Source organism: Myxococcus sp. CA051A, assembly GCF_013336705.1.
GTDB lineage: Bacteria > Myxococcota > Myxococcia > Myxococcales > Myxococcaceae > Myxococcus > Myxococcus llanfairpwllgwyngyllgogerychwyrndrobwllllantysiliogogogochensis.
The window spans coordinates 163,622-188,867 of the sequence record NZ_JABUMS010000018.1 but is presented as its reverse complement, the minus strand read 5'-3'; the positions used below and the strand labels follow the sequence as shown (position 1 = coordinate 188,867).

Sequence of the window (25,246 nt, the reverse complement as noted above, 5' to 3'; positions counted from 1 at the left end):
TTGTCAGGTCGAGGTGAGCCCGGCCCGGATGCTGGCCTGCCGCTGCGAATAGAGGCGCGCCAGGTTGTTGATGTCGTCGTTCTCGAGCACCTTCTTCGGCGCCCCCAGCTCGGCGGTGGCCACCATCGCCAACCCCACCGCCTCCGTGGTCGTCACGAAACCGGGAGCCACGGCCTTGAGCACCGGGTACAGCGGGCTGAGCACCTTGTAGAGAACCCGGTAGACCCGCGTCTTCGACACGATGCCGTGCATCGGCCGGATGATTCCGGGCCGGAACAGGTACACGGCGCGGAACGGCATCGCGAGCAGCGCGTTCTCCGTGCGCCCCTTGACGCGCGCCCACATGGAGCGCCCCTTCTCCGTGCTGTCCGTCCCCGCGCCCGAGACGTAGATGAAGGTCATCCTCGGGTTGACCCGCGCCAGCACCTGCGCCACCGACAGCGTCAGGTCGTACGTCACCCGCCGGTAGTCCTCCTCCTTCATCCCCGCCGAGGACACGCCCAGGCAGAAGAAGCAGGCGTCGTAGCCATCGAGCGAAGACTCCGACGACGCGTCCAGGAAGTCCTTGAGCGGCAGCTCGCGCAGCTTCTCGTGACGCTGCCCCGTCTCCGCCCGACCCACCGCGAGCACCTGCTCCACGCTCGGAGAGCGCAGACACTCGCGCAGCACTCCCTGCCCCACCATGCCCGTCGCGCCAAAGAGGAGGACCTTCATGGCTGGCCTCCGGGCTGGTTCGCCGTCACGGGCGTCCCCATTCCCGTGGAGAGGATGGGATGTTGCTCCGCGGTCTCCCACGCCAGCTCCGGCCACCATCGCTGCCGAACACCCGCTGCTTCGAGCTCCGGCTCCACGCTCTGTCCAGGCCTGGGCAGCACCAGCGTCACGGAGAGGCGCTCGGCCGCCGCGCGCGCCCGTTCAGCCGGCTCCGTCCAGCCATGGTAGGCGAGCCCGAAGAGGGCCCAGTGCACCGGAATCATCACCTTCCCCCGTAGCATCTGGTGTGCCAACACCGCCTGCTCGGGCCCGATGTGCCAGTCCGGCCAGGCGCGGTGGTACTGCCCCGTTTCGATCATCGTCACATCGAAGGGCCCCAGCCGCTCGCCGATGTCCCGCATGGCCGGGAACAGGCCCGTGTCACCGGAGTAGAACGCGCGGTTCTTGGCGCCGATGAGCGCGTAACCGGCCCAGAGCGTGGAGTCCTTGTCGAACAGGAACCGCCCGGAGGCATGGCGCGCGGGGGTGGCGACGACCTCCAGCTCCCCGACCCGGGTGCGCTCCCACCAGTCGAGCTCCACGATGCGCTCCGCCGGAATGCCCCAGTACTCCAGATGCGCACCCACGCCGAGCGGCACGATGAACACCAGCTTGGAGTCCTTCACGGAGTCCCTCAACGCCAGGAGCGTCGGCCGGTCCAGGTGGTCGTAGTGGTCATGCGAGATGACCACCGCGTCGATGGGAGGCAGGTCCGCCAGGGCGATGGGCGGCGCGAACCACCGCTTGGGGCCCACCCAGGAGTAGGGCGAGACGCGCTCGCTCCACACGGGGTCCGTCAGGATGCGATGTCCGTCGATCTCCACCAACTGCGAGGAATGCCCCATCCACGTCACCCGCAGGCCCGTCGCGGGCGGCGACTGGAAGCGCTGGGGGTTGATGTGCTCCACCGCCAGCGGCTCCCCAGGACTGGTGTGGGGGCTGGTGTGGAGCAGCCCCGACATCATCTCCCCGAAGTGATTCACCAGCGGCTGGGGGTTGTCGAAGTGCCCGTCCTTCCACTGGGGCGAGCGCTCCATCCGCTCCCGCCGAGCCCCCGTGGCACTCTTGCCGAAGGATGTGTGGCCGTCCACGACGAGCACGAGGATGCCCACCGCCAGCACCGCGCCCAGTCCCATTGCTCCACGGCGCAGGACACGCCGCCAACCTCGCGTCTTCATCGGGATGCTCCCAGGGGCATGCACAGCGCGCGAATCGCGACGCCGATGCCTTGAACGAATGCCTCACGCGTACCGCTGCTGTACTTGAGCCCCCGCGCCGTCGCGTAGAGCGTGTCGGTGAGCTGCCGCGCGGTGAGGCCGGTGGACTTGTAGGCGGCGACCAGTCCCGAGGCGCGCAGCAGCTTCGCCACCGCCTCCAGGAACAAGGTCTCGTGGCGCGTCGCCACCTCTTGCATACCGGAGGCGCTCAGGACCTCCGACAAGTCCCTGGCGTCCGCACCCAGCATCCCAACATAGCGGCCGACCCAGGCATCGAAGCCCCGCACCAACCGCTCCTCCAGCGGAAGGGAGACATCCGACAGCCCCTCGCTGGCGAGCCGCAGCGAGACCTCCATCGAGTGCTGCAACGTGGCGAGGAAGAGGTCTTCCTTCGTCGCGAAGTGCAGATACAGCCCCTGGCGCGACACGTCGGCGGCCCGGGCCACCTGGTCCATGGACGTCTTCCGGAAGCCGTAGCGCAGGAAGACGCCGAGCGCCGCGTCCAGCAACCGGTTCCGCCGCGCGTCGTCCGGCGGTTTCTCGGGTGACTTCAGTTCGGTCCCCATCTTGGACAGATTTGACAAGATGGACCCAGATTGTCAATTCAATCGACCCCCACCCCAGGGGCCGCGACCTCGGCTCAGCGCACGCCGGCGCGGCCTCCGTCGAGCACTCGCAGCGCGGGCTTCGACGTCCGACGTGCTCCGGTGGAGGGCTTGTCCGCCTTTCCGCTCGCCGCCTTCACGACGCGCCGAGGGGGCGTTCGGGAAGTCGTCGAGCCGCGTCCGCTCGCTCGGCCCCGGCGAGGCGCGGGCTTGGCCTTGGGCGTGCGCGGAGCGGGGAACGGCAGGCAGAAGAACAGGTACATGTCGAGCAGCATGGGGCCTCTTCGCCTTCAACGGGTGCGCACGGAATGTGGCGCGCGGTTCATGAGCAATGGCGATGCCACCGTCCTCATCCTTCGAGGAAGGCGTGCGCAAGGTGCCACGGTGGGTGGGCGCGAACCCGTGAAGAAGCATGAAGATGGCGTGGCGAAAGCCCCTTCTCTCCTCGGAAGGAAGGCTCTCCTCAAGGGGCATGCGCACCTTTCCATCCGAGGCGAGGAGCGCCCCCGCCAACGCACCTGACGGGTGTCGGCCTTCCGGCGGGGGTGCCGGGTTTCCGGCAGGGGTTCCGCACGGGCCTCCGACACCCACGTGAGTGCTCACGGCGAGCGAGCGCTGGCATGGGCCTTGCCATCAAGGCGGGCGTCACCGCGGGGGGAAACCGCGGCATCGAGGAGAGGCTCCATGCGACGTGCCGTCGTGGTGTTCGTGGTCCTGGTGGTGGTGCTCGCCACCCTGTTGGGCGTGCGCATCCTGAAGGACCGGCGGGCCGCGGAGGGACCGGCCGGAGGGTCGGGAGTCGTGGAGGGCACGGCGGTGGACGTGCGGGCCCGGCTCAATGCGCGAGTGCTGGCGCGACACGTGGAGGAAGGTGGGCGCGTGGAGAAGAACGCGGTGCTCGTCACCCTGGACTGCACCGAGCCCGAGGCGGGGCTGAGTGAAGCCTCCGCGAGACTGGCCATGGCGCAGGCGCAGGCGGACGGTGCGCGCGCGGCGGCGGTGGCCGCGGGGCGCAGCAGTGAAGCCGTCGCCGCGCAAGCCGAGGGGAGCCAGTCGCAGATTGCCTCACTGGCGGACCAGCAGGGACTGGCCCAGCGACAAGCGGACCGGCTCCAGCAGATGGGGGACGCGACGACGGCGGCCGCGTTGGACCAGGCGCGCGCCCATGCTCAGTCCCTGGAGCAGCAGCTCTCGGCGGCGCGGCATGCGAGCACCGCGGCGTCCCGACAAGCTCGCGCCGCCACCGAGCAGGAGCGCGCGAGTCTCCAGCAGGCCGAGTCCGCCCTGCGCGCCATCCAGGCCGCGGAGGCCACGGTGCGCCGGGCCCAGGTGTCGGTGGCGGAGTGCGAGCTGCGCGCGCCCCTGAGCGGCACGGTGGAGACCTTGCCGCTGGAGGTGGGCGAGCTGGCCCTGCCGGGAGCGATTGTCGCGCGACTGGTGGACACGCACCGGCCCAAGGCGACGTTCTATCTGCCGAACGCGGAGCTGGCGGCGGCGAAGCCGGGTCAGTCCGCCACGGTGCGCGCGGATGCGTATCCGGACCGGACCTTCCAGGCGCGCGTCGTCACCGTGGCGCGTGAGGCCGCCTTCACGCCGCGCAACGTGCAGACGCGCGGAGACAGAGACCGTCTCGTCTATCCCGTCGAGGTGCACATCGACGCGCCGGAGGGAGTGCTGCTTCCGGGCATGCCCGTGGACATCACCCTGGGGCCGGTGAATGACGCGGCGGTCGCGGAGCAGCGGCCATGAGCACCTGCCCCGACGTGGACGTGGCCATGGAGGACGTGCGCCGTGGCTTCGGGGCGACACAGGCGCTCAAGGGTGTGTCGCTGGCCGTCCACACCGGAGAGGTCTACGGACTGGTGGGACCCGACGGCGCAGGGAAGACGACGGCCATCCGGTTGATGGCGGGGCTGCTCCTCCCGGACGCGGGGCGCGTGAAGATGCTCGGTGAGAACCCGGCGGATACGCGCTCCCCGGTGCGGGAGTCGCTGGGACTGGTGCCCCAGCGGAACACGCTCTACGGAGACCTGAGCGTCGACGAGAACCTGCACTTCTTCGCGCAGCTGTTCGGCCTTTCGCGAAAGGACTTCACCGAGCGCCGCGAGCAACTGCTGGATATCACCCGACTGAGTCGCTTCACGGACCGGCGCGCGGACGCACTGTCGGGCGGCATGTACAAGAAGCTGGCGCTGGCGTGCGCCCTGCTCCACCGCCCCCGCGTGCTGCTCCTGGACGAGCCCACCAACGGCGTGGACCCGGTGAGCCGCCGCGAGCTGTGGGAGCTGCTCTACGGCCTGGTCCACGAAGGCATGACGCTGCTCGTCTCCACGCCATACATGGACGAGGCGGCGCGGTGCCACCGGGTGGGCCTCCTCTACGCGGGAGAGCTCATCGCGGAGGGAGACCCTCGGGAGCTGGCGCGCCAGCACGGGGTGGCGGCCTCCAACTTCGAGGCGGTGTTCCTGGCCCTCGTCGAGAAGCGCACCGGTGGGAGGGCCGCATGACTCCGGCCATCGAGGTGCACCACCTCACGCGCCGCTTCGGGAGCTTCACCGCAGTGGACGACGTGAGTTTCGAGGTGGGCGCGGGCGAAATCTTCGGCTACCTGGGCGCCAACGGCGCGGGCAAGTCCACCACCATCCGGATGCTGTGCGGACTGCTGAAGCCCACGGGCGGAGGCGCGCGTGTCGCGGGCTTCGACGTGGGCCAGGAGCCCGAGCGCGTGAAGGCCGGCATCGGCTACATGTCCCAGAAGTTCTCGCTGTACCTGGACCTGAGCGTGCGGGCGAACCTGGAGTTCTTCGCCTCGGCCTATGGCGCCCATGGCCGGGAGCTGAAGACGCGCATCGGGGAGATGGTGGAACGGATGCAACTGGGCGCGGTGCAGGACGAGGTGACGGGCGCGCTGCCCGGAGGCATGCAACAGCGCGTGGCGCTGGCCAGCGCGGTGCTTCACCGACCTCGCATCGTCTTCCTGGACGAGCCCACCGCGGGCGTCGACCCGGTGCAGCGACGCTCCTTCTGGGAGTTGATTCGCGACCTCGCCTCACGCGGCACCACCGTCTTCGTCACCACGCACTACATGGACGAGGCGGAGAACTGCGCGCGCATCGGCATCATGGTGGACGGGAAGCTGGTGGCCCTGGATACACCCGAGGGACTGAAGCGGACGCACGCGCCCGGCCGGGTGCTGGAGGGGCGCGGTCCCCGCCTCTCCCCCGCACTGGACTCGCTGCGCGGCATGGCGGGCGTGCTGGATGTGAGCCGCTTCGGCTCCGGCGCCACCGTGCGCGTGGACCCGGAGCGCCTGTCCGCGGAAACCCTGGCGGACTGGCTGCGTGCGCGGGGCGTGGACCCGCTGGAACTGGAGGACTCGGCGCCGACGCTGGACGACGTGTTCCTGGCGCTTACCGCCCGCGCACAGCGGGGAGAGGACTGAAGCGCCCATGGCCGCGACACGTGTGAATCGCCGGATGGGACGCATCCTCGCGATGGCGGGCAAGGAAGTGCTGCACATCCGCCGGGACATCCGCACCCTCTATCTGGCGCTGGCGATGCCCGTGTTGATGCTGGTGCTGTTCGGCTTCGGCATCAGCTTCGACGTGGACCATCTGGAGTTGGTCGTCGTGGACCAGGACCGCACGGACCTGTCGCGAGAACTGGTGCGCCAGGTCACCGCGTCCCAGGAGTTCGTGGTCGTCCAGGACGGCACGTCGCCGGACGAGGCGCTCGGAGCGCTGCGCCGGGGCGCCGCGACGGGCGTGTTCCTCATCAACAAGGGCTTCGCCGAGGACGTGAATCGCGGGGGCGCCCAGGTCCAGTTGCTGGTGGACGGCTCGGACGGCAACACGGCCACGCAGGCGCTCGCCAAGGCCCAGGCCCTGGTCGAGATGGCGGGTCGGAACCTGGGAGGCCCGGTGCGGGTGACCGCGCCTCCGCTGGAAGCGCGCGTGCGCACGCTGTTCAATCCGGATGCGCGCTCCGCGATGTTCCTGGTGCCGGGACTCGCGGCGTACCTCCTGGCCATCGTCGCGGTGCTCATCACCGCGCTGACGGTGGCGCGCGAGTGGGAGCGGGGCTCGATGGAGCAGCTCTTCGCGACGCCCGTGGGCCGATTGGAGATCGTCGTGGGCAAGCTGCTGCCCTACCTGGGCATCGGCCTGCTCCAGGTGCTGCTGGTGCTCACGGTGGGCGCCTGGGTGTTCGACGTGCCGGTGCGCGGAAGCCTCCTCGCCCTGGGGCTGGGCTCGTTCCTGTTCCTGGTGGGGATGTTGGGCCAGGGGCTGCTCATCTCCGTGGTGACGCGCAACCAGGTGGTGGCGACGCAGGTGGCGACCATCACCTCGGTGCTGCCATCGATGCTCCTGTCAGGCTTCATCTTCCCGATTGAGAACCTCCCGCCGCCGCTCAAGCTCATCAGCACGCTGATACCGGCGCGGTATTTCGTGGCGACGCTGCGCGGGGTGCTGCTGCGCGGAAATGGCCTGGACGTGCTGTGGCCGCAGTTGGTGGCCCTGGCCCTGTTCGCGGCCCTCGTGCTGGCGGTGGCGACCCGTCGCTTCCAACGACGTCTGGACTGAATGGAGGCTCGCGAGCATGCATCCGCTGATGGTGCAGTACCGCGCGGTGGTGGTGAAGGAAGTGCGCCAGACGGCGAGAGATCGCCGCGTCATGGCGCTCCTGACGCTGGCTCCGTTGATTCAGCTCTTCATGCTGGGCTTCGCGGTGAACTTCGACGTGCGCCATGTCCCCACGGTGGTGGTGGACCGGGACAAGACGGCGGAGAGCCGCGACTACGCCCGCGCCCAGCTCGCCGGGGACACCCTCGACTTGAAGGCCGAGGTCGCCGACGAGGTCGCCGCCGAGGAGGCCCTGGAGCGCGGCGAAGCCTCCGTGGCGCTCATCTTCCCCCGCGACTTCCAGAAGGACGTGCTGCGAGGCCAGGGGGCCCAGGTACAGGCGCTGGTGGATGGCTCGGACCCGACCCGCTCGTCCGTCGCGGCGAACGCGGTGGCGCAGTACGCGGTGCTCCGGGCGATGCGCATGGCGCGTGAGCAGGCCCAGGGCCAGGGCGAGGCGGCCCCCCGCTCCCCGGTGGAGCTGGTGCCTCGCGTCCTCTACAACCCGGAGCTGTCCACGTCCGTGTACGTGGTGCCGGGCATCGCCGCGATGCTGCTGCTCATCGTCACCACGGTCATCATGGCCATGGGCCTGTCCCGCGAGCGCGAGACGGGAACCCTGGAGCAGCTCCAGGTGACGCCGCTGCGGCCCGGCATCCTGATGATGGGCAAGGTGACGCCGTTCCTGTTGATTGGCCTGGTGGACGTGGGGCTCGCGCTGAGCGTGGGAGCCTGGGTCTTCAAGGTCCCCTTGCGCGGAAGCCTCACGCTCGTCGCGGTGGCCACCCTCTTCTACTTGCTATGTACGCTGGGCGTGGGGTTGCTCATCGCGACGGTGAGTCGCACGCAGCAGCAGGCCTTCGTCGGAGGGTTCCTCTTCGTCCTGCCCGCCGTGCTCCTGTCCGGAGTGATGAGTCCCATCCGGGCGATGCCGGACTGGCTGGCGTGGGTGACGTACCTGAACCCCGTGCGTTACTACGTGGAGGTGCTGCGCGGCGCGCTGCTCAGGGACGCGGGGCTGGCGGACCTGTGGCGGCAGGTGCTCGCGCTCGCCGTCTTCGGCGCCATGATGATGGCCGTGGCCGCGCGCCGCTTCCACAAGACCTCGGCCTGAGTCTCGGCGAGCGCTTGCTCAATCCGCGGGCAGGGTCGCCAGGAGGCCCTGCTCCTCGGGGAGCGACTGGGTCTTCCACCAGAACGTGGCCGCGTGCTTGTTGCCGCTGTCGTGCCGCTGCGTCCACTTGAAGGCCCCCGTGCAGTTGGGGCCATCCGTCAGCGTCAGCTCGCTCGCGGCGATGGCGTGGTCATCCCCATCGAAGTAGCCGGGATGCTTGCAGACGCCCACGACCTGGAGTCCTTCGTCGCCCTTCCCCGCCGGACACCCCGTGCCGATGGCGTACGTGGGCGTCGAGGCGTTGTAGGCGATGGACAACGACGTGCTCAGACTCCCGCTGGAAGCCACGCCCGTGGCCCGCGCGAAGACCCAGTCGAGGATGCGGTCCCTCGCGGCGGTCACGGCCTGCGCATGTCCGGACGCGCTCGGGTCGGTGATGGTGCCGTGGCAGAACGAGCCGTACTTGATGCCGTGGGACGGCCGCCACGTCTTGCCCGCCGCGGGCGTCATGCCCAGCCCCACGGCGAGGCCACTGCCCTGCGCATCGAAGGGCAACGAGCCGTCGCTGTAGCCCGTCCACAGCGAGGGCGAGCAGCTCGCCCAGGACGTGAGCATCAGCGCGTGCTTGTTGCGCGCCACCCAGTCCGCCGCCGGGAAGCCCCCGACGTTGCCCGCGTACTCGCACCACCCGTTGCCCGGAGCACACGAGTCCCCGTACCCGAGGATGACCTCTCCGTTCTTGCAGGTGGTGACGAAGCTGGCCGCGCCAACGACGTTGTATTTGCTGGTGCCCAGCGAATCGACCATGCCCTGGATGGACACCACACCGGCGATGCGTCCTTGCACGCCCCAGTCCTGGGTGCCGACACCGTCCACGCCCACGTTGGCGGCGACCTCCAAGGCCACCCGACCGCCGGTGCTGTGGCCCACGAGCAGGACGTTCTTCGCGTCCGAGGGGAATCTCCGCTCGATTTCGCGCGCCAGCCGGTAGCGCCACTCGTAGGCCGTGGTGCAGGGCGCGCCCTGGCGTGACGCGGAGCACCCCGGGTCTCCCGCCTCCCAGTCATCCATGTTCAAGGGATTCGTCGAGTCCGAGGGGTGATGCGCGGAGGCAGGCGCGGTGTAGAGGTTCGCGCGAGCGCTGCGCACCACCACCGTCGTCCCGGGATGCGCGGCCTCGTAGGCGGCGATGCGCGCGGGAAGCGCGGCGTTGATGGCCGCGTCGAGTTCGTCCAGGGAGCCCTCGGCACGCTCGCGCTGTCCCTGACAGCCCTTCACACCGTGCACATACAGGAGGTTGAGCTGCACCGTGCCCTGTTGCGCCAGCGCGGCGACCGTGCCGCCCGGGTCGGCCACCTCGGGGAGCGAAGACTCCTGGGGACCACAGCCAGACAGACCTACCACGCAGGACAGCATCAGCCAGTGACGCGGCGCCATGGTGACGGCTCCAAGCCTCGAAGAGGGGGCGCTACCGTAGTCCAGGACGCACCCGTCGTGGGGACTCGCGACCAGGGAAACAGGCGGCACGTGTGCTCGCTCGCGCGTCCTCGCACTGTGACTGGAAAGCCCGGCGGGCGTGCGTTACAGCCCCGCTCCAGCATGTCCCAGACCGCCGCCTCCGCCCTCTCCGTCTTCCGCCACCGCGACTTCCGCACGTATCAAATCGCCCGGCTCTGCGCGGTGCTCGCCATGCAGATCGAGTCGGTGGCCATCGGCTGGCAGGTCTACGAGGTGACGGGCAGCGCCCTCGCGCTGGGCTACACGGGGCTCTCCCAGTTCATCCCCTTCCTCGCCTTCTGTCTGGTCGGTGGCCAGGTCGCCGACCGGTTTGATCGCCGCATCATCCTGGCCATCTGTCAGAGCGTGATGTTGCTGTGCAGCCTCGCGCTCCTCGCGTTCTCCCTGGGCCACATCCGGGACGTGCGCTTCGTGTACGGCGTCCTGGTCCTCTTCGGCACGGCTCGCGCGTTCTACGCCCCCGCGGGGTCGGCGATGACGGCGCAGTTGGTGCCGAAGGACGAGCTGACGCGCGCGGTCGCCGTGAACTCCACGACGTGGCAGGTGGCCACCATCGCGGGCCCGGCGGTCGGCGGAGTCCTCTACGGCTGGGCGGGCGCCACCGGGGCCTACCTGGGCTCCGCGTCGCTCTGCGCGCTGACGGTGGTGTGGATCCTCTCGCTGAAGGTGCGGACCGGGCGGGCCTCGGCGCAGCCGCTGTCCTTCTCCACGCTCGTGGCGGGGCTGGGCTTCGTGCGCCGGCAGCGGTTGCTGCTGGGGAGCATCACGCTGGACCTCTTCGCCGTGTTGCTGGGCGGCGCGGTGGCGCTCCTGCCCATCTACGCGCGGGATGTCCTGCACACCGGCCCCTTCGGGCTGGGGCTCTTGCGGTGCGCGCCAGCGGCGGGCGCGGCGGCGGTGGCCATCATCCTGGCGATGCGTCCCCTGGGCGGTCGGGCCGGCTGGAAGATGTTCACGGCGGTGGCCATCTTCGGAGCCGCGACGCTCGTGTTCGGCGTGAGCAAGTCCCTGCCCTTATCGCTGGTGGCGCTGGCCATCGCGGGCGCCGCCGACATGGTCAGTGTGGTGGTGCGCCACACGCTGGAGCTGATGGCGACACCGGACGAGATGCGCGGGCGCGTGGGCGCGGTGAACATGATGTGCATCGGCGCATCCAACGAACTGGGTGAGTTCCGCGCCGGCTGGCTCGCGGAGCATGTGGGCGCGATTCCGGCCGTCGTCACGGGCGCCGTGGGCACGCTGGCCATCGTCGCCATCTGGGCCTGGGGCTTCCCCGAGCTGCGGAAGGTGGACAGGTTGGAATCCGCGGGCCACACCTCACCTCCGGAGCCACAGCCGGCGGAGGCCTCCTCGGCCCAGGCGGGCTGACGCGAGCGCACACGCGGCGCCCGGGTCCACGGCTCCTGCCCGCGAGGGCCAGGGCATCACACCGAGGGTCCATCCGAGGCCAGCGAACTGCATCCGGGCGCGGCACTGGCCCCTCCCGGATGCGCTGTGTCTCTCAGGCCCGCGCGCCTTCGTAGCTGACGCTCAGCCCTCGGTGCGTCACGGTGATGACGGGGCGCCCGAGCCATCCGCAGTGCTTGCAGACGCCACTGGGACCCGACGCCGTGACACGCACCGGCAGGTCCGCCGCACAGACAGGGCATCCTTCGGGAATCGTGAAGTCGCGCGAGGCGGGGTGTGCTTCGGTCATGCATTCGACGTAACGCAGCTTTCGACCTCCGCAACCGAGGCGGCCACTCGCCGGACAAGCGACCTGGCGAGCGTCCGCCTCGCTCACGCGGCTTCGTCGAGGAGGCGGCGGTAAGCGCGGACGACGTCCGCATCGGAGACCTTGTCCAGGCCCTCGCTCACCTCGTGGTCCGTCGCGACGACTCCGGGCACACGCGTGGGACCGAACCCTCCCGTCCAGATGCCCGTCTCCCGCGCTACGCGGAAGGCGTGCATCGAGAGCGCTTGCGCGTCACCTCTCAGGTAGACGCGGAACGCGTTCGTCTGCGCCGGACGAGGCTGCACGGTGAGGCGGGTGTCGGCGGCCAGCGCCTCGCTCAGCGCCTTCGCGCGACGAACCTGCCCGGGGATTCGCGCCAGCACGCCATCCAGGCGCATGGCCGCGGAGGCCACATAGGGCGTCAGGTGGAACAGGTTCCCCCCATGGCGGTGCCGCCAGATGCGCGCCTCGCGAATGAAGTCGCGGCCACCCACCAGCATCGCGCCGCCCAGCGCGCCCACGCGCTTGTAGAGGGACACGTAGACGGAGTCGAAGCCCCGGCAGATCTCCGAGAGGGGCCGATTGTAGAAGGGCTGGCACTCCCACAGCCGCGCCCCGTCCATGTGGAGCTTCACGCCCTTCTCGCGGCACGCCCGCTTCAGCTCCTCCAACTGCTCCCACGTCTGGAGCTGACCGCCCAGCCACCGCACCGGCAGCTCGACGCTGACGACGCCGAGCGACTCCGGTGACTCGAGCACGTCCTCGGCCAGCATCGGCCGGTTCCAGGGCGAGAGGATGACGTCATGCAGCCCATGCAACAGGACGTGGCTGCTGTCCTCGTGCAACACATGATGTGACGAGGGGTGGACGCCGAAGTTCCGGTTCTTCGCCGCGTCCGCGTAGCTCCGCAGCGCGATGAGCTGCGCCATGGTGCCGGTCGGCATGTAGCAGCCCGCCTCGAAGCCCAGCATCGCGGCGACCTTCTTCTCGAAGCCGTCGATGAACTCACTGTTGCCGTAGAAGTCCCCCGTCACGCCCTGCCGACGCATCCACTCGCCGATGGCGACGAGCTCCGCGCCCGGGTCATCCGACGCGTACACACCCGTGAGGGTTCCCCGGCAGGCCCGGCGGATCTCCTCCACCTCCGCCCGCGACAGCTCCCCGGCAGCGCCCTTCGCTTCCTTGCGGGCTTTCGCCGGCGCGGGCGACGCGGCTCGCGCTGGAGCACTCCAGAGCGCGGTCCCCGCGAGCAGGCTGGTCAACGACAGGAACTCACTGCGACTGAACTGATGACGGGACACGGGACACCTCGACCACGGGGCAAGCCTCCGCCGCTCCCTCGAGCGTAGCCCCCGCCCCGCCACGGCTCATCCGATTCCCGCCTCCGACACACTCCCGCGCCTCCCAGTCCCGCGTCCGGACACATTGTTTCAATCCCTGACGCTGCGCGCTCCACCCACACCGCCCGCCCCAATCCCTGACGCAACGCAATATCCGACCGTCCTCCGGTCTCTGACGCATCGCAGTACTGATTCAGTATTCATGTCCCACCAACAAGAAAGGTGAATCACCCTTCAACTTCATTTGCCGCCGGGACCACCCGTTTGGTACGGATCGCGGTGCTGTCACGGAAAGACGTGCCAGCGCCTCTCCCCACAACACAGCTAGCGATTGCAACGGAGCTACATATGGCAACGCGTCGCAGGGTTTTCCGCGCGGTGGTGGCTGTTGTCGGCATGGTCGGCATGGCGTGCTCGAACCAGGATCCAGTGGACGAGGGGCCCGGTCCGGACACCGAGGTCCCCGCCGCCATCAAGGCGTGCCGGGAGCGCATCGCCGCGAAGACGTCCGAACTTCAGGCGGCGAGCATCGACATCGCGACCTGGCCCATCCAGGACGCGGAGGAGATGAAGGAGATCACCACCGCGGCGCCGCAGACGCAGGAGACCTACCGCGCCTATGACGGCAAGTACCGGCCCCTGTCGAACCATCCGGGTTGTTCCGTCGACAACCTCTACTACGACAAGGCGAACAGCACCGGCACCACGCCGTACAAGGACGGCAACAACGACGGCAAGTGGACGGGCAACACCGCCTTCGGAGGTCCCAACAGCGCCACCGACTTCATCGGCGGTGACGTGGCCAGGATCCCCGGCTTCTCCTGTGCCGCCAAGGAGTACGCCCAGGCCAACGAGGACACCTCCAAGCCCATCATCATCCTCGTCCACGGCAACTCCACCCGGCCGCACACCTGGGAGAAGTTCATCCTGCCGCCGGGCACGTCGGTCAACACCGCCACGGAGAACGTCCAGTTCACCGGGGACACCGTCGCCAGGAACCAGCTCGCGGAGACGCTCATCGCCCAGCGCTACCGGGTCATCGCCGTGGACTTCCGCACGGACATCGTCCCGGGCATCGACCCGTCCACCAACAACACCACCCAGAACGCCGCGGGCAACATCGACCATGGCTGGTCCACGCCCATCCTCCAGTCGCTCATCAAGGCGGTGATGAAGGACCAGCCCAACCGGAAGGTGGCGCTCATCGCGCACTCGCTCGGCGTGACGGTGGCGCGCGACGCCCTGCGCCGGCTGTACGTGGAGTGGCGCACGGGCCTGGCGGGCGCCATCAACCCCTTCCCGCAGGTCAGCCACGTCATCCTCGGCTCGGGCGCCAACCACGGCGTGTCCACGTATGACCCGGCCGCCGGCCAGCTGTGCTCCACCAACAGCACCATGCGCGGCACCATCGTCTGCGAAATGGGCAGCCGCTCGAACTACTCCCAGACGTACTTCCACAAGCCGCTCAACGGGCCGCGCGACCTGTTCGCCACGCCCTGCGCGGACGGCGACTACGCCTTCGGCAAGACGGGCCAGTGCGGGGACAACGTCGTGAAGTACTTCACCCTCACGATGACGGACAAGGAGCGGGGCACCAACTACCAGGACTTCTATGTGTCCGAGGCGGCCTCGCGCATCGAGATGGAAGGCTGCGTGACGAATACGCTGACCACGCTCAACGACTACGACACGAGCGGCTACTTCAACCGGGGCTTCATCGCCAACCACTTCGGCTCGTTGCGCTCGACAGCGGGGCTCGACCTGACGCTGCGCTACCTGGCCGAGTAGCCCCGTCCCTTCCCCTCCAGTCGGACCGGCGCGCGGATTCCTCACCGCGCGCCGGTCCGAGCCCTTCCCGCCCTCCCCTTCGAGCCCCCCATGAAGCGACTCCCCTTCACCGCGTCCCTCTGCGTCCTGGCCCTCGGAACCGCGCCCGCGGCATGGGCCCAGAGCACCCCCCCACCCCCTCCCGCGGAGGCCCAGGCGGAGCCCACGCCCGCCGAGGCGCCGGCGCCCCAGGCCACCACCGACGCGACGTCGGCCGGAGAGCTCGCCGCCGAGAAGCCCACGGCGAAAGAGGCGGCCAAGAACCCCGAGGAGATGGCGGGCACCACCGAGGTCGTCGACACCCGCCCGCCGCCCGTCACCCGGCCGAGCCTGGCCGTGGGCAACGAGACGTTCTACGTGAAGCCCGTGCTCGCGCTCGCGGGCGGGCTCCACGTGGAGAACCTCATCCAGACGCTCAACCGCAACCGGGAGAGCCGCGCGACGACGGTGGCGCTCACCCGCTTCGGCTTCGAGGGGCGCCTGGGGCAGTACGTCTCCTTCCGCAGCGAGTTCGAGCGCAACATCCGCGCGCACGGCTCCGGCGTGTGGGAAGGCACCGCGTCCTTCAGCGTGAGGGACCAGGTCATCCGGCTCCAGCGCTGGGGCGTCACGCTGGAGGCCGGCATCATCGTGGACCCGGCCAGCGTGGACTTCATCTCCACGCACATCGCGGACACGCTGCTGGCGGACAAGTACACACGAGACCCGCTGCTCTACAGCGGCTTCAACCGGGGCCAGGGCGCGCAGGCCGCCTACGAGTGGAACGGCTTCCGCCTGGGCATGGGCTTCACCGCGGCCAACCCGCTGAGCACCTCCAGCTCCTACCAGGTGGGCGGCTCGTTCGGTGGTGGCAGCCGCTTCTGGGAGCGCCCGCTGGCCAACTACCGCAATGGCCAGCCCGATGACGACCTGCACTTCCAGGTCCTCAGTCCCTCGCTGTCGTACTCGCACGAGCTGTTCGAGGCGAAGGCCATGGCCCAGGTCTTCGACGTGAACTACCAGACGACGTCGCGCACGGACCCGCTTCTGCACGGCAACAACCTGCGCGGCAACCTGCTGTTCAAGCTGCACGCCGACGTGGGCATCCCGCTGTTCATCACCCCGTTCTTCAACTTCGCGCGCGTCCAGAACGACGTGACGAACAGCACGCCGGGCTTCGCCGACCAGCTCCTGGGCACCCACTACACCGCCACCAGCCTGGGCGCGGGCGTGGACGTCAACCTCCACGGGCGCTCGGGCATCGGCGTGCAGTTCAACCGCGTCGCGGACCGCTCTCCCTCCTTTGTCGCGGCCACCGGGGACGCGCCGGCTCGGGAGCCCGTCACCCGGACGACGCAGACCTTCCTCAACATCGGTGGCACCTACTGGTTCACCGAGGACGTGGCGATTGGCGGCCGGTACGCGCGCTACCAGAAGAAGCAGGACGGCGTCGCAGACGAGATTGACGCATCCTACTTCCTGACGCTCCGCCTCCAGCTCTAGCCCGCTCGCCGCCGTACGCCACGCAGCCCGAGGTCCAGCCCAGAGGAGCAGCCCCATGGAAGCACCGGCGCATGAGCAGCGGGACTCCATCCTGAAGGTGGCGGTGGCCAGCTTCATCGGCACCGCCATCGAGTGGTACGACTTCTTCCTCTACGGGACGGCGGCGGCGCTGGTGTTCAACCGCCTGTTCTTCCCGTCGTTCGACCCGCTCACCGGGACGATGGCGGCCTTCGGCACCTTCGCCGTGGGCTTCATCGCCCGGCCCCTGGGCGGGGTCGTCTTCGGGCATTACGGCGACAAGCTGGGCCGCAAGGCGATGCTCAGCGCGACGCTCATGTTGATGGGGGTGGCCACCTTCGCGGTGGGCCTGCTGCCCACGTACGACACCGTGGGCGCCTGGGCTCCCGCGCTGCTCGTCCTCCTGCGGCTCATCCAGGGCTTCGGGCTGGGCGGCGAGTGGGGCGGCGCGGTGCTGATGGCGGTGGAGCACGCCCCCGCGCACCGCCGGGGGTTCTACGGGAGCTGGCCGCAGATGGGCGCACCCGCGGGCCTGCTCGTGGCCACGGCCGTGTTCAGCTACTTCTCGCGGATGCCCGACGCGGCGTTCCTCGCATGGGGCTGGCGCGTCCCCTTCCTGTTGAGCGCGGTGCTCATCGGCATGGGCGTGTTCATCCGTCTCAAGGTCGCGGAGTCGCCCATCTTCAAGGCGCGCCCGAAGCAGGAGGCCGCGGAGAGCCTCCCGGTGATGGACGCGCTTCGCCAGTACCCCCGGCAGATCCTCCTCGCCATGGGGGCGCGCTTCGCGGAGAACGGCTTCTTCTACATCATCACCACGTTCGTCCTCTCCTATGGCACGGAGCGGCTGGGGTTACCACGCACCACGCTGCTCAACGGCGTGCTCATCGCCACGTCCGTCCACCTGGTGGCGATTCCCGCGTTCGGCGCGGCGTCGGACCGCTTCGGCCGACGTCCCGTCTACCTGGCCGGCGCGCTGGGCTGTGGGCTGATGGCCTTCCCCTTCTTCTGGCTCCTCGACACGAAGGAGACGGGGCTCATCTGGCTGGCGATTACGCTGGGCATCATCGCCCACGCGGCCATGTACGGCCCGCAGGCCAGCTTCTTCTCGGAGCTGTTCGGCACCCGCGTCCGCTACAGCGCGGCCTCGCTCGGCTACCAGATGGCGTCGGTATTCGCCGGAGGCCTGTCGCCCGTCATCGCCACCGCGCTGCTGGCCCGCTCGGGTGGACAGGCGTGGCCAGTGTCGCTCTACATGGTGGCCCTGGCCGTCGTCACGCTCGTCTCCGTCTGGCTGTCCGCGGAGACCTACCGCGCCCAGCTCACGGAGGCGCCCCCCACCGGGGACGCGCTCAGCGAGCCGTCCAGCCGCAGTCCATCACCTGCGCGGACCCCGTGATGCCCCCCGCGGCGTCCGAGCACAGGAAGCCGATATAGGCGGCGACCTCCTCGGGCTCCAGCAGCCGCTTCACCGCCGCGGGCGCGAGCATGATCTTCTCCACGACCTCCGCTTCGGTGAGGCCGTGGATTCGCGCCTGGTCGGCGATCTGCTTCTCCACCAGCGGCGTGCGCACGTAGCTGGGGCACACGGCGTTCACCGTGACGCCCCGGTCCGCGGCCTCCAGCGCCACCGTCTTCGTCAGGCCCATCAGCCCATGCTTCGCGGACACGTACGCGGACTTGTACGGCGAGGCGACCAGCCCATGGAGCGACGACACGTTGATGATGCGTCCCCACTTCCGGGCATACATCAGCGGCAGCGCGTGCCGCGTCAGCACGAAGGGCCCCACCAGCATGATGCGGATGAGCTGCTCCCATCGCTCCTCGGGGAACTCCTCCACCGGCGCCACGTGCTGCACGCCCGCGTTGTTCACCAGGATGTCCAGCCGCCCCCACTCCCGCTCGGCCCGCCCCACCAGGGCCCGACAGTCCTCGCGCGAGGACACGTCCGTGCGCTGGAAGAGCGCCCCTGGAAGTCGCGTCGCGGCCTGGACACCCGCCACCTCGTCCAGGTCCGCCAACAACACCTTCATCCCCTGGGCGGCCAGCGACTCCGCCACCGCGAGACCGATGCCGTGCGCGGCCCCCGTCACCACCGCGCATCGACCTGAAGGTGAATTCATGTTCATGTCCCCATCGTGACGGAACCCGGTGCGCGGGGCAATGCCGTGGGAGCGCGCGGCCCATGCCGCACCCCGCCTTGAAGCGCCTGACGCATTCGGGCGAAGGTGGAGGTCTCCATGGCGGAAAGTTCATCTCGCGCGAGGGCGGCTGGAGCATGGCGCAGCTGGCCCCGCTCGCTCATCCTGGCGTTGGGGCTGGGCATCCTCGTCTCGCTGCCGTCCTTGCGCGTGGGACTGCTGCTCGATGACCTGGTGCACCGGCTCGCCCTCTCCGGACAGGTGGCGTCCCTGGGTGACTGGGGACCGCTGACGCTCTACGAGTTCGTGGGCGGTCCGCGCACGGACCCCGCCCGCTTGAGGGAGTCCGGGCTCTTGCCCTGGTGGGCGTCGGACTCGCTGTCGGTGCGCTTCTTCCGTCCCCTGCCCAGCGCGCTGCTCACCGCCGACGCGTGGCTCTTCGACGACGCCCCCTTCCCCGCGCACCTGCACAGCCTCGCCTGGTTCCTGGCGCTGGTGACGCTGGTCGGCTGGCTGCACCGGCGGCTGTTGCCTCCCTCCCTGGCCGCGCTGGCCACGGTCCTCTACGCGGTGGCCGCCGCGCACCTGTTCCCGGTGGCCTGGCTCGCCGCGCGCCACCCGCTCGTCTCCGCGCTCCTGGGACTGCTCGCCCTGGCCGCCCACCTGCGCTCCCGCGAAGAAGGCTGGAAGCCCGGCCGGGTCCTCGCGCCGCTCGCACTGGTGGCCGCGTTGTTCTCCGGCGAGGCCGCGCTGGGCGCGGTGGGGCTCATCGGTGCCTATGAGGTCTTCGGCCGCCGCGAGGGGTGGCGCCAGTGCGCGCGGCGGCTCATGCCCTACGCGCTGCTCGTCACGGCCTACCTCTTCTTCTATGCGAGTCAGGGCTACGGCGCGCGCGGCAGCGGCGGCTATCTGGACCCGATTGGCGCGCCCGGGGCCTTCCTCGCCACCCTCCTCCAGCGCGTGTGCATCCTCGTGGGGGAGCTGGTGGTGGCCACGCCGTCCGACGCGGCCTCGGGAACCCCAGAGCTGCACTCCGGCTTCGCGGCCTGGGGCGCGCTCGCCACCGTGGGCGCGCTGCTGATGCTGCGCGCCCTCCAGTCGCGCCTGTCCGAACAGGAGCGCGGCACCCTGCGCTGGCTGTTGCCCGGGGGCCTGGCGGCCACGATTCCCGGCGCGGCGGGAATCATCGGAGGACGCGTCCTCATGGTGCCGCTGCTCGCGGGGAGCGCACTGGTCGCGGTGCTCATCCTCCGGGGTTGGGCGGCGGCGCGAGAGGCCACCCTCCCTCGCCGCCACCAGCTCCTGCTCCGGTCCGCTGTCGTGGTGCTCGTGCTGGGCCACGGCGTGCTGGGCCCCTTGTTCCGGGTGGGCCTGGGCGTGGCGCTGGGCCGCATCGCGGAGGCGCAGTGGCGCATCGCCCGCGAGGCCCCGCCCTGCGCGGGGACGATGGTCATGGTGGCCGCCGCGGACCCGAGCATCTCGCTCTACGTGCCCGCCGCCATGCTGCTCCAGGGCCGCGCCCCTCGCCTCTACCGGCTGCTCAGCGCCGCGCCACATGACCATGTCCTCGAGCGGACCTCCCCGGAGGCGTTCGACCTCGTCGTGAGCGGCACACCGCGACACCCGGGGTTCTGGGAGCTGGTCAATCGGGACACGCCGCCGCCCAGCGGCACGAAGCTGCGGCTGGGGGACCTGAACGTCACGGTGCTGGAGTCGAACGAGGGGGGCTTCACGCGCGTGCACTTCGACTTCGGAAAGGCCCTGGAGTCGACCGAGCTCTGCTTCGTCACGTGGAGCGGAGACGGGCTGCGCGCGCTCACGCTTCCGCCTCCTGGCGAACACCTCGCTCTGCCTTACAGCCGAGGGCCAGCGGGGCTTTGAACACTCCAGTGCCGACGGCTGTGCGTGAGCCGACGCGGCGCTGGGAATCCTTTTGCCTGTCATGCGGGAACGGGGCCGGATTCGCGGCACTCCACCCTTGCCCCCATCGGCCCCATGACCCCACTTCGCTTCCTTCGTCTCGCGCCGCTGCTCGCGTGCGCTCCGCTGTGCCTCGTCGCCTGCAATGACGACGACGGTGATGATTCCGTCCTGCCGGGCGCCGCCCAGTTCAAGGTGATGACCCGCAACCTCTATCTCGGCGGCAACATCGAGCTGCTCGCCACGGCGCAGACGCCCCAGCAGATTCCCGCCATCGCCGCGCAGCTCTACACGACGGTGCAGGCGACGAACTTCCCCGAGCGCGCCAAGGCCATCGCGGACGAAATCCAGAGCACCAACCCGGCCCTCGTCGGCCTGCAGGAGGTCTCCCTCTACCGGACCCAGAGCCCGAGCGACTTCGCCTCCAACCCGGTGCCCAACGCGCAGACCGTGACGTACGACTTCCTGGCCATCCTGCTGGCGGAGCTGCAGAGCCGGGGGCTCAACTACCGCGCCGCCGCGACGGTGCAGAACGCGGACGCGGAGGTCCCCGCAGCGCTCGCGGGCAACGCGACGGACCTCACGGACGTGCGGCTCACGGACCGGGACGTCATCCTGGCGCGCGGTGACGTGCAGATCGCCAACGTGGTGACGGGCAACTACGCCTATGCCCAGGAGGTGCCCGTGGGCGGCGCGTCGATTCGCTTCCTGCGTGGCTTCAACAAGCTGGACGCCACGGTGGACGGCGCGCGCATCACCTTCGTCAACACCCACCTGGAGACGTTGCGGCCCGGCAACGAGAACCAGGCCACGGAGCTGGCCGCCCTCGTCAACACCTATGACCGGCCGCTCATCGTCGTCGGAGACCTGAACACCGGACCGGGCGCGGCCACCACCGGCTATCCCACCATCGTCGGCCCGGGGACGGGGCTCGTGGATGCATGGTCCACGGTGGGCACGGGTGACGGCTTCACCTGCTGCTTCAGCGAGACGGTGAACGACGCCAACACGGATGCGCTCGACGAGCGCATCGACCTGGTGCTGTACGCCGGGGACAACGTCAATCCCCAGTCCGCGGTGGTGGTGGGCACCCTGATTGATGACCGCACGGTCTCCGGCCTCTGGCCGTCGGACCACGCGGGCCTGGTGGTGGAGTTCCGGGTGGACGACTGACCCTGGAGACACAGGGGGCTGGAGGTCTCCCGAGGCAGGGAGTATTCAGCCCCCGACATGTCTCTACGCCTCGTCAAGCGGCTCGCGCGGGACTGGTTCCTCCTGGGGATGCTCGGTGCCGTCGGGCTCGCCCTCCTCTTCCCGGACTTCGGCCGGTCCGGCGGCGCGATGCATGCCGACGTCGTCACCAACGTCGGCATCTTCGCCGTGTTCTTCCTCCACGGGCTGGGCATGCCCATGGCCCAGCTCAGGGCCGGGGCGCTCCAGTGGCGCCTGCACGTGCTGGTGCAGTCGTTCACCTTCGGGGTGTTCCCCGCCCTCTGGCTCGTGCTCAACCTCGTCTTCGGGGCGTGGGTGCCGGCGGACGTGTCGCTCGGCTTCCTGTTCCTGTGCGCGGTGCCGTCCACCATCTCCTCGTCCGTGGCGATGACGGGCGTCGCCCGGGGCAACGTCGCGGGGGCCATCTTCGACGCGAGCCTCTCCAGCCTGCTCGGCATCTTCCTCACGCCGCTCATCGTCGGGCTTCTGGCGCGCACCACCGGGCAGTCGCTCTCGCTGGGGGACGCCATCCTCAAGCTGTCCCTGCTGCTACTCCTGCCGCTGGCGCTGGGGCAGCTCGCGCGGCCGCTGCTCGGCGCGTTCTTCGCCCGCTATCGCAAGTACACCAACGGCGTGGACCGGCTGTTCATCCTGGTGCTCGTCTACGCCTCGTTCTGCGACTCCGTCGCGTCCGGCATCTTCAGTCGCCATGGCGGCGCCATCGTCGCGCTCATCCTGGGGGGCGCGGTGCTCATCCTCGCCACCGTGCTGACCCTGAGCACGCTGACGGCGCGCAGACTGCGGTTCTCCACGGAGGATGAGATCGCCGCGGTCTTCTGCGGTTCGAAGAAGACGCTGGCCTCGGGGGTGCCCATGGCGCGGCTCCTCTTTGGGGCACACCCTGGACTGGGGCTCATCGTCCTGCCCCTCATGTTCTACCACCAGCTCCAGCTGCTCGTGTGCTCGGTGCTGGCCGAGCGCTATGCGGCGCGCCCACCGGCGCCGTGAGCCAACTGGTTGCCTGAGTCAACGGCTTCCCCGACAATGACCTCGAACGGCACGGCGCCTTGGAGACAGGACTGAATGGCACAGACTCGACGGGACCAAGGCGTGGCGGCGGTGCGGCACTTCAATCGCTTTTACACGCAGAAGATTGGCGTGCTGGACGAGGGGCTCTTGAACAGCGAGTTCTCGCTGACCGAGGCCCGCGTCATCTACGAGCTGTTCCACCGGGAGACCCCCACCGCGGCGGAGCTGAGCCGCGAGCTGGCGTTGGACCCGGGCTACCTCAGTCGCCTGCTCCGCAACTTCGGAACGCAGGGGCTCATCGAAAAGGTGACGTCCGCGACGGACGGTCGCCAGCACCTGGTGCGCCTGACGGCGAAGGGAGAGCAGACCTACGAGCGGCTCAACAGCCGCTCCCACGACTCCATCCGCGCGCTCATCTCCCCGCTGAAGTCCGACGCGCGCCAGCGACTCCTGGAGGCCATGCAGACCATCCAGGAACTGCTGGGTGAGAAGCCCCCGGCGTCGCGCGCCGACGTCGTGCTGCGCCCCCACCGCCCCGGGGACATCGGCTGGGTCATCCACCGGCACGGCGTGCTGTACAGCCAGGAGTACGGCTGGGACGAGCGCTTCGAGGCGCTGGTCGCCAGCGTCGCCGCGAAGTTCATCCTGGAGCAGGAGCCCGCCCGGGAGCGCTGTTGGATCGCCGAGGTGAATGGGCGAAGTGTCGGCTCCGTGTTCCTCGTCCAGGACACGAAGACGGTGGCGAAGCTGAGGCTGCTGTTGGTGGAGCCCTCGGCGCGGGGGCTCGGCATCGGTACCCGGTTGGTGGACGCGTGTGTGACCTTCGCCCGTGAAGCCGGTTACCGGAAGGTGAGACTGTGGACGGACAGCCAGCTGCATGCCGCGCGTCGCGTCTACGAGGGCGCCGGCTTCGTGCGCGTCAGCACGGAACCCCACCAGGAGTTCGGCGAGGGACTCATTGGCGAGACGTGGGAGCTGAAGCTCTGACGCACGAGGCGGCCTCCCCGGATGGAAGCCGCCTCGAGTGACTGCGCGCTGGCAGAGGTGGGAGCACCGTCCCACCGTGTCGGTGAGTCGCCGAACTACAGCGGGCTCACGCAGGTGCAGGTGCTGGACGCGCCGTAGCAGGCGGCGCTGCTGCCCGCGGCCACCACCGAGTAGCAGGTGTTGTGGCCGGTGAGCACCTCGGTGTCCACGTAGCTGGTGCTCGTCACGGTGGCGACGCGCGCCTTGCCGTATGTGCAGCCGTTGACTCCGTCCGACTTCATTACCCAGTACTGCGTCGCGCCAGCGACGGGGGACCAGCTCAGTGAGACCTGTTCAGCAGCCGGTATCACGGTGACAGTGGGCTTCGCCGTCGGGCCTCCCGTGCATCCGCTGTTCATGGGCGTGGGCGTGGCACAGGCGATGTTGTGCCGGCTGAACGCGGCGTGGATGGCCGTCATGTGCGGCGTGCCATCGTTGATGTTGCCGTTGTCGTCATCCGCCGCCAGCCACTGCTTGTAGCCGTTGGTGGCCGCGCAGCCATCCGACGTGCCCGCGGTGCAGTTGCAGGCGTGCCACGAGCCGATGTTGCCGCTGCCCTGGTAGAACACCTTGTTGCCGATGTTCTGCGCCGTGTTCCAGTCGTAGTTGAACGGCGCGGACAGGAGGTCGCGGGCGATGAAGTCCCACGCCGCCTGACGCACCGGAGACGCGGCGCAATGCACCTGCCGGCCGCACGGGCCCGTGCCAGAAAGGCAGCGGGTGCAGACGAAGTCCTGCGGCGTGGTGGGCGTGGGCGGATTGTGGCCCTCGTAGTCGGCGTCGCGGACGCCGGAGCAGTTGGTCGCGCACCAGGTTCCCGTCGGCGACTCGTTCACGTTGTAGCCCGTCCAATCCGCCGTCCTGCCGCAATTCTGGTTGAAGGTCTGGAAGAGGCCGTAGCCCACGCACGAGCTAGGAGACCTGCCAGTGGACACGGGGTCGAACGGCTGGCGGTACATGGCCGCGATGTCACCGTAGGCCTCGCTGGGGTTGCTCAGCGTGCCGGCCGTGTCGTTGTCGTCCATGCCGTGGCCCCACTCGTGGTCGAGCACGCCGCCAATCTCACCCGTATTCCGGCAGCCACCGCCGCTGCGGTAGAAGTTGACCGTGGAGCCGTTCCAGAAGGCGTTGCAGGTGTTGTTGAGGTTGACGTTGGCCGTCATGGACGCCTGCAGCCACGCATTGGAGGGCAGCCATCCACGGGCCAGCTCCTTGATGCGGTTCAGCTCGTAGAACGCGGTGCGGGTCGCCGCGGTGTTGCCACCAGCGGGAGTTCCGCAATCCCCATCGCCTGTCCCCAGTGAGATGTCGCCCCCCGGGGCCGTGGCGCTGACGCTGAGTGGACAGGTGGAAACGACGCGAAGGTAGCGGCCCGTCAGCGTCGTGGTCGCGGTTTGAGGAGGAGGGCTGAACACCCCATGGCCATCCGCGAAGACACCCGGCGCGACATCGGCCCAGGGCATGGGGTAGCGCAGCTGCATCGAGCCGCAGTACGAGCCCGCTGGACACGTCGCGGGCACGCCCGTGTTGGTGTACGGATAGACACCGCCGTTGACCGATGAGGCGTAGTGGTTGTCGTCCTCGAGCGCGAGCACTTCACCGGTGACCGCATCCACTGTCACCTTCCAGCGCTCATGCTCATCCTGGAGTTGGAAGCCGTACGTCCACACCAGTTCGTGGCCCAGGCCCTTGCCGAAGCCCGCGCCCGGAA

General features: G+C 69.5%; 21 protein-coding genes and 1 pseudogene. 13 read left to right on the top strand and 9 right to left on the bottom strand.

Annotation, left to right across the window (positions count from 1 at the left end):
• Positions 1-3: 3 nt before the first annotated feature.
• The 4 genes from HUA74_RS37205 to HUA74_RS37190 form a co-directional block, all read right to left on the bottom strand.
• The gene (locus HUA74_RS37205) at positions 4-714 is read right to left on the bottom strand and encodes an NAD-dependent epimerase/dehydratase family protein (RefSeq protein ID WP_174458380.1); all 711 of its coding nucleotides are present in this window, start codon (positions 712-714) and stop codon (positions 4-6) included.
• Entirely contained in the window at positions 711-1,931 is a 1,221-nt protein-coding gene (locus HUA74_RS37200; protein ID WP_174458379.1) for an MBL fold metallo-hydrolase, read from the bottom strand. Before HUA74_RS37200 ends, HUA74_RS37205 begins: the two co-directional genes overlap by 4 nt.
• Positions 1,928-2,536, bottom strand: coding sequence for a TetR/AcrR family transcriptional regulator (locus HUA74_RS37195; RefSeq protein ID WP_174458378.1), 609 nt, complete (start codon positions 2,534-2,536; stop codon positions 1,928-1,930). The genes HUA74_RS37200 and HUA74_RS37195 overlap by 4 nt, the downstream gene beginning before the upstream one ends.
• A gap of 74 nt (positions 2,537-2,610) precedes the next feature.
• On the bottom strand, positions 2,611-2,850 hold the full coding sequence (locus tag HUA74_RS37190) for a hypothetical protein (RefSeq protein WP_141647351.1): 240 nt from the start codon (positions 2,848-2,850) through the stop codon (positions 2,611-2,613).
• Between the two features lie 409 nt (positions 2,851-3,259).
• Here HUA74_RS37190 and HUA74_RS37185 point away from each other — a divergent pair, with 409 nt between their 5' ends.
• Genes HUA74_RS37185 through HUA74_RS37165 form a run of 5 tightly spaced genes read left to right on the top strand, consistent with a single transcriptional unit; the run spans position 3,260 to position 8,311 of the window.
• The gene (locus tag HUA74_RS37185) at positions 3,260-4,324 is read left to right on the top strand and encodes an HlyD family secretion protein (RefSeq protein WP_141647350.1); all 1,065 of its coding nucleotides are present in this window, start codon (positions 3,260-3,262) and stop codon (positions 4,322-4,324) included.
• Complete coding sequence (locus HUA74_RS37180) at positions 4,321-5,082, top strand: ABC transporter ATP-binding protein (protein WP_174458377.1); 762 nt, start codon at positions 4,321-4,323, stop codon at positions 5,080-5,082. The genes HUA74_RS37185 and HUA74_RS37180 overlap by 4 nt, the downstream gene beginning before the upstream one ends.
• The gene (locus HUA74_RS37175; RefSeq protein ID WP_174458376.1) at positions 5,079-6,017 is read left to right on the top strand and encodes an ABC transporter ATP-binding protein; all 939 of its coding nucleotides are present in this window, start codon (positions 5,079-5,081) and stop codon (positions 6,015-6,017) included. Before HUA74_RS37180 ends, HUA74_RS37175 begins: the two co-directional genes overlap by 4 nt.
• 7 nt (positions 6,018-6,024) lie before the next feature.
• Entirely contained in the window at positions 6,025-7,158 is a 1,134-nt protein-coding gene (locus HUA74_RS37170; protein WP_174458375.1) for an ABC transporter permease, read from the top strand.
• 16 nt (positions 7,159-7,174) lie between these two features.
• Positions 7,175-8,311 (top strand): ABC transporter permease, encoded by a 1,137-nt coding sequence (locus tag HUA74_RS37165; RefSeq protein WP_174458374.1) that lies wholly within the window; start codon positions 7,175-7,177, stop codon positions 8,309-8,311.
• A gap of 18 nt (positions 8,312-8,329) precedes the next feature.
• Here HUA74_RS37165 and HUA74_RS37160 read toward each other — a convergent pair whose 3' ends face one another.
• The gene (locus tag HUA74_RS37160; protein WP_174458373.1) at positions 8,330-9,748 is read right to left on the bottom strand and encodes a hypothetical protein; all 1,419 of its coding nucleotides are present in this window, start codon (positions 9,746-9,748) and stop codon (positions 8,330-8,332) included.
• A gap of 162 nt (positions 9,749-9,910) precedes the next feature.
• Between HUA74_RS37160 and HUA74_RS37155 the strand changes: the two genes are divergently transcribed.
• On the top strand, positions 9,911-11,197 hold the full coding sequence (locus HUA74_RS37155) for an MFS transporter (RefSeq protein ID WP_174458372.1): 1,287 nt from the start codon (positions 9,911-9,913) through the stop codon (positions 11,195-11,197).
• Positions 11,198-11,330: 133 nt separating this feature from the next.
• Here the strand turns inward: HUA74_RS37155 and HUA74_RS37150 are convergent, their stop codons facing one another.
• On the bottom strand, positions 11,331-11,525 hold the full coding sequence (locus tag HUA74_RS37150; RefSeq protein WP_141647343.1) for a hypothetical protein: 195 nt from the start codon (positions 11,523-11,525) through the stop codon (positions 11,331-11,333).
• A gap of 83 nt (positions 11,526-11,608) precedes the next feature.
• Entirely contained in the window at positions 11,609-12,844 is a 1,236-nt protein-coding gene (locus HUA74_RS37145) for a beta-eliminating lyase-related protein (protein WP_174458371.1), read from the bottom strand.
• Between the two features lie 387 nt (positions 12,845-13,231).
• Here HUA74_RS37145 and HUA74_RS37140 point away from each other — a divergent pair, with 387 nt between their 5' ends.
• The 3 genes from HUA74_RS37140 to HUA74_RS37130 all read left to right on the top strand — a co-directional run bounded on the left by HUA74_RS37140 (position 13,232) and on the right by HUA74_RS37130 (position 17,606).
• Entirely contained in the window at positions 13,232-14,671 is a 1,440-nt protein-coding gene (locus HUA74_RS37140) for a triacylglycerol lipase (RefSeq protein WP_174458370.1), read from the top strand.
• Positions 14,672-14,761: 90 nt separating this feature from the next.
• Positions 14,762-16,192 (top strand): hypothetical protein, encoded by a 1,431-nt coding sequence (locus HUA74_RS37135; protein ID WP_174458369.1) that lies wholly within the window; start codon positions 14,762-14,764, stop codon positions 16,190-16,192.
• A 55-nt stretch (positions 16,193-16,247) separates the two neighbouring features.
• A complete protein-coding gene (locus tag HUA74_RS37130; protein ID WP_174458368.1) occupies positions 16,248-17,606 on the top strand; it encodes an MFS transporter in 1,359 nt (452 codons plus the stop codon).
• On the opposite strand, the gene HUA74_RS37125 is transcribed toward HUA74_RS37130, so the two are convergent.
• Entirely contained in the window at positions 17,560-18,330 is a 771-nt protein-coding gene (locus HUA74_RS37125; protein WP_217440839.1) for a 3-hydroxybutyrate dehydrogenase, read from the bottom strand. The genes HUA74_RS37130 and HUA74_RS37125 overlap by 47 nt on opposite strands.
• Before the next feature lie 117 nt (positions 18,331-18,447).
• Here HUA74_RS37125 and HUA74_RS37120 point away from each other — a divergent pair, with 117 nt between their 5' ends.
• The 4 genes from HUA74_RS37120 (at position 18,448) to HUA74_RS37105 (ending at position 23,496) form a co-directional block, all read left to right on the top strand.
• The gene (locus HUA74_RS37120; protein WP_174458366.1) at positions 18,448-20,229 is read left to right on the top strand and encodes a hypothetical protein; all 1,782 of its coding nucleotides are present in this window, start codon (positions 18,448-18,450) and stop codon (positions 20,227-20,229) included.
• Positions 20,230-20,343: 114 nt separating this feature from the next.
• Entirely contained in the window at positions 20,344-21,441 is a 1,098-nt protein-coding gene (locus tag HUA74_RS37115; RefSeq protein ID WP_174458365.1) for an endonuclease/exonuclease/phosphatase family protein, read from the top strand.
• A gap of 57 nt (positions 21,442-21,498) precedes the next feature.
• A complete protein-coding gene (locus HUA74_RS37110) occupies positions 21,499-22,488 on the top strand; it encodes a bile acid:sodium symporter family protein (protein WP_141646585.1) in 990 nt (329 codons plus the stop codon).
• 75 nt (positions 22,489-22,563) lie between these two features.
• The gene (locus tag HUA74_RS37105; protein WP_174458364.1) at positions 22,564-23,496 is read left to right on the top strand and encodes a helix-turn-helix domain-containing GNAT family N-acetyltransferase; all 933 of its coding nucleotides are present in this window, start codon (positions 22,564-22,566) and stop codon (positions 23,494-23,496) included.
• Between the two features lie 95 nt (positions 23,497-23,591).
• On the opposite strand, the pseudogene HUA74_RS37100 reads toward HUA74_RS37105, so the two are convergent.
• Positions 23,592-25,246, bottom strand: a pseudogene (locus HUA74_RS37100) (endopeptidase); the annotation flags it as partial.